Here is a 4,320-nt window from a genome sequence, read left to right on the forward strand (position 1 = left end):
GAAATGCGCTCGGTCGGCTGGCTGATCGACAACGCCATGGAAGCCGTCGAGCGTGAAAACGCCCGCCTGAAGAACGTGCTCAACAAGGACTTCGCCCGCGTCCAGCTCGACTCCAGCAAGCTGGCCGGGTTGATCAGCCACTTCTCGGATACCGACTTCACTGCCCGCGAATACAAGGGCCAGCCGCTGGACCTGAAATCCAAGGACATCCTCGGCCACGTCTACGAATACTTCCTCGGCCAGTTCGCCCTGGCCGAAGGCAAGAAGGGCGGCCAGTACTACACGCCCAAGAGCATCGTCACCCTGATCGTGGAAATGCTCCAGCCGTTCAAGGGCCGCGTCTATGACCCGGCCATGGGCTCGGGCGGCTTCTTCGTGCAGAGCGAGGAGTTCATCGAACAGCACGGTGGCAAAGCAGCCAACGGCAAGAGCGGGCAGATCAGCGTCTACGGGCAGGAGAGCAACCCCACCACCTGGCGGCTGGCCGCGATGAACATGGCCATCCGCGGCATCGACTTCAACTTCGGTTCCGGCCCGGCCGACACCCTGCTCAACGACCTGTACCCGGACCTGCGCGCGGATTTCGTGATGGCCAACCCGCCCTTCAACATGAAGGAATGGTGGAACGAAAAGCTGGCCGCCGACCCGCGCTGGATCGCCGGCACGCCGCCGCAGGGCAACGCCAACTTCGCCTGGTTGCAGCACATGCTCTGGCATCTCGCCCCCACCGGCAGCATGGCGCTGCTGCTGGCCAACGGCTCGATGAGTTCCAACACCAACAACGAGGGCGAAATCCGCAAGCGGCTGATCGAAGACGACTACGTGGAGTGCATGGTGGCGCTGCCCGGTCAGTTGTTTACCAATACCCAAATTCCGGCCTGCATCTGGTTCCTGACTCGCGACAAGCAGAACGGCTTCGCGCTGGACAAGAAGAAGCGCGACCGGCGCGGCGAATTCCTGTTCATCGACGCCCGCCAGTTGGGCTACATGAAAGACCGCGTGCTGCGCGACTTCGCCCCGGATGACATCCGGAAAATCGCCGATACCTTCCATGCCTGGCAGCAGGGCGAAGGTTACGAGGATGTGTCGGGCTTCTGCCATTCCGCCAAGTTGGAAGAAGTGCGCAAGCATGAGCATGTGCTGACGCCGGGGCGCTATGTGGGCGCGGCAGAACAGGACGACGATGGCGAACCCTTTGCTGACAAGATGCAACGGCTGACGGCGCAACTGGCGGAACAGTTTGCGGAGAGCGCCAAGCTGGAGACGGAGATCAAGAAGAATTTGGCGGGGCTGGGATATGAATGCTGAGTGGAGAACTTACAAGCTCGAAGAACTTTGTGAGTTCATTAATGGTTTTGCATTCAAAAGTACCGATTATGTTGATCCATCTAATGCAACATATGAAGTGCTAAGAATGGGATACATCAATCGTGGTGGTGGTTACAAGGAAGATAGCACCCCAGTTTTTGTGCCTAGAGCTTATGGAAAAAACTTAGATAAATATGTCCTCAAGTATGGCGATATTGCGATTGCTATGACCGACATGAAAAATAATGTCGCAATTCTTGGTAATACAGCCAGAATAATCCACAAAAATCGTTTTGTTTTAAATCAGCGTGTTGGTTGTATTCGAGTCAAAGATCGTGAAAAGCTTTGCCCAATATTCCTCTACTATTATTCAAACTGGTCGCCCCACATTGATTATTTGCGTGCCCGGGCAAACAGTGGTGTTCAGGTTAATCTTTCGACTGGAGCCATTAAAGAGTCGACGCTCCAGCTACCACCACTTGAAACTCAGCAGAAAATTGGAAAGGTACTGCTGGATTTCGACGACAAAATCGACCTCAATTGCCGCATCAACCAAACCCTCGAAGCCATGGCGCAAGCCATCTTCAAGTCCTGGTTTGTCGATTTCGACCCGGTCAAGGCCAAGATCGCCGCCATCGAGAAAGGCGAAGACCCGCTGCGCGCCGCCATGCGCGCCATCAGCGGCAAGACCGACGCCGAACTCGACCAGATACCCCGCGAGCACCACGACCAACTCGCCACCACCGCCGCGCTGTTTCCCGATGCAATGGAAGAGTCGGAGTTGGGCGAGATTCCGAAGGGGTGGGAAATATCAGATTTTGGGAGTGTATCTGTTTGCTTTGACAAAAACCGGATTCCTCTTTCTAAGCGTCAACGTGAAGACAAGAAAGGCAACATCCCCTACTACGGCGCAACTAGTGTCATGGATTATGTCGGCGAACATATATTCGACGGCGTGTTCTTGTTGCTCGGAGAAGATGGTTCTGTTTTGAGGGAAGATGGAACACCATTTGTTCAATACATTTGGGGGAAATCGTGGGTCAACAATCACGCACACGTCTTACAGGGCGCAAACGGTGTATCAACTGAGCAGTTGATGTTGTTTATTTCCATGCAGAACATCTCAGCTTATGTGACGGGCGCAGTTCAGCTCAAGTTGAATCAGAAAAACATGAACAGCATTCCTTTTGTTAAGGCTACAAAAGATATCAACGCTATGTTCTCAAGGTTAATAGCGCCGTTATATGCAAAGTATCGTTCCATGGTTGAGGAGATTCATAGCCTCACGGAATACCGCGACACCCTCCTCCCCAAGCTCCTTTCTGGAGAGATTTCTGTAGAGACCTTGATGAATGAGGTCGCGCAATGATTCTGTCAGAAGCTAAAGCAATGTGCGAAATTTGCACATACTGTTGCCAATAACAAAAACCATCGGGCGTAGTTTGAGTAATTGAATGTAGGTGGAGAGTAAGGTGCAGCATGAATAACATCATCATCTTCGAACAAGCTAACCAGCCAGTGGAAGTCCGGCTAGAAGGTGAAACTGTCTGGCTAAGCCAGGCACAGATGGCTGAACTGTTCGACACCTCAACAGACAACATCAGCCTGCACCTGAAAAACATCTATCGAGACGGGGAGTTAGAAGAATCAGCAACTACCGAGGATTTCTCGGTAGTTCGCCAGGAAGGTGCCCGTCAGGTGCGGCGCAAGCTCAAGCACTACAACCTCGACGCCATCATCTCCGTCGGCTATCGCATCAGCTCCACGCGGGCCACGCGCTTTCGCCAATGGGCCACCCGCGTACTGCGCCAGCATCTTGTTGAGGGCTACACACTCAACCAGCAACGCCTCAAGGAGCGTGGCATCGAGTTTGAGCAGGCGGTTGCGCTGCTGTCGCGCACGCTGCAGAACCAGCAACTGGTGACGGGCGAAGGCCGCGCCGTGTTGCAGGTCATCGGCGACTACGCCCGCAGCTGGAGCCTGCTGCAGGCTTACGACGAGCAGCGCCTAGCCGAGCAGACGGCACGCCAGCATGGCATGCTGCCACTGGCGTTGGACGATGTGCTGTCGGCAATTGCCCAATTGAAGGCCGAGCTGATGGCCAAGGGCGAGGCCACGGCGTTGTTCGGCCAGTTGCGTGGCGATGGGTTGGCCTCTGCCATCGCCACTATCGAGCAGGGCTTCGGCGAGGAGCTGTTCTACCCCAACGTCGCCAGCCGCGCGGCGCATCTGTTGTATTTCGTCATCAAGAATCATCCGCTGGCCGATGGCAATAAGCGCACGGGCTCTTTCCTGTTCCTGTGGTATCTGCGCCTGAATGAGCACCTGCTGGCGCGGCCAGTGGAGCAGTTGATCAATGACAACACCCTGGTGGCACTGGCCTTGCTGGTGGCCGAGAGCCTGCCTGCGCAGAAAGAGCTGATGGTGCGGTTGATCGAGCATTTCGTACTGCTCAAGGCCGATGAAGGAGCAATGCATTGAGCATCACGGAACAACAACTGGAAACCGCCGCCATCGGCTGGTTCGGTGAACTGGGCTGGCAGGTCGCCAACGGCCCGGACATCGCACCTGACAGCGACCACCCCGCCCGTACCGATTACCGCCAAGTGGTGCTGCGCGAACACTTGCTGGCAGCACTGGCACGCATCAACCCGCACATCCCCGTCGCGGCGATGGAGCAGGCGGCACACGAGTTGCTGACCGTGAGCGAGCCGTTGCTGATCGCCCGCAACCGTCGAGTGCATCGGCTGCTGCTGGCCGGTATCTCGGTCGAGTTCGCCGTGGGCGAGGGCAAGAAGACCGATCTGGTGCAGTTCATCGACTTCGCCAACCCGCGCAACAACGATTTCCTGCTGGTCAGCCAGTTCACCGTAACCGGCACCAAACAGCCGCGCCGCCCTGATCTGGTGGCCTTCGTCAACGGTCTGCCGTTGGCAGTGATCGAGCTGAAGAACCCCGCCAACGAGCAGACCGACATCTGGGATGCCTTCAACCAGATCCAGACCTACAAGG

4 protein-coding genes are annotated in these 4,320 nt (G+C 56.0%); all 4 read left to right on the plus strand.

Annotated features, from left to right (window positions below):
- A partial coding sequence (locus tag V7Z75_RS14065; protein ID WP_334109275.1) for an SAM-dependent methyltransferase occupies window positions 1-1,308 on the plus strand: 1,308 nt, incomplete at its 5' end.
- Window positions 1,298-2,677, plus strand: a complete 1,380-nt coding sequence (locus V7Z75_RS14070; RefSeq protein ID WP_334109276.1) for a restriction endonuclease subunit S — start codon at window positions 1,298-1,300, stop codon at window positions 2,675-2,677. The genes V7Z75_RS14065 and V7Z75_RS14070, both read left to right, overlap by 11 nt.
- 110 nt (window positions 2,678-2,787) lie before the next feature.
- Complete coding sequence (locus V7Z75_RS14075; protein WP_334109277.1) at window positions 2,788-3,789, plus strand: virulence protein RhuM/Fic/DOC family protein; 1,002 nt, start codon at window positions 2,788-2,790, stop codon at window positions 3,787-3,789.
- Window positions 3,786-4,320, plus strand: a 535-nt coding sequence (locus V7Z75_RS14080; RefSeq protein ID WP_334109278.1) for a type I restriction endonuclease, incomplete at its 3' end; no start/stop codon positions are given. The genes V7Z75_RS14075 and V7Z75_RS14080, both read left to right, overlap by 4 nt.

The sequence above is a fragment of the Methylobacillus sp. genome (assembly GCF_036844465.1).
Classification (GTDB): domain Bacteria; phylum Pseudomonadota; class Gammaproteobacteria; order Burkholderiales; family Methylophilaceae; genus Methylobacillus.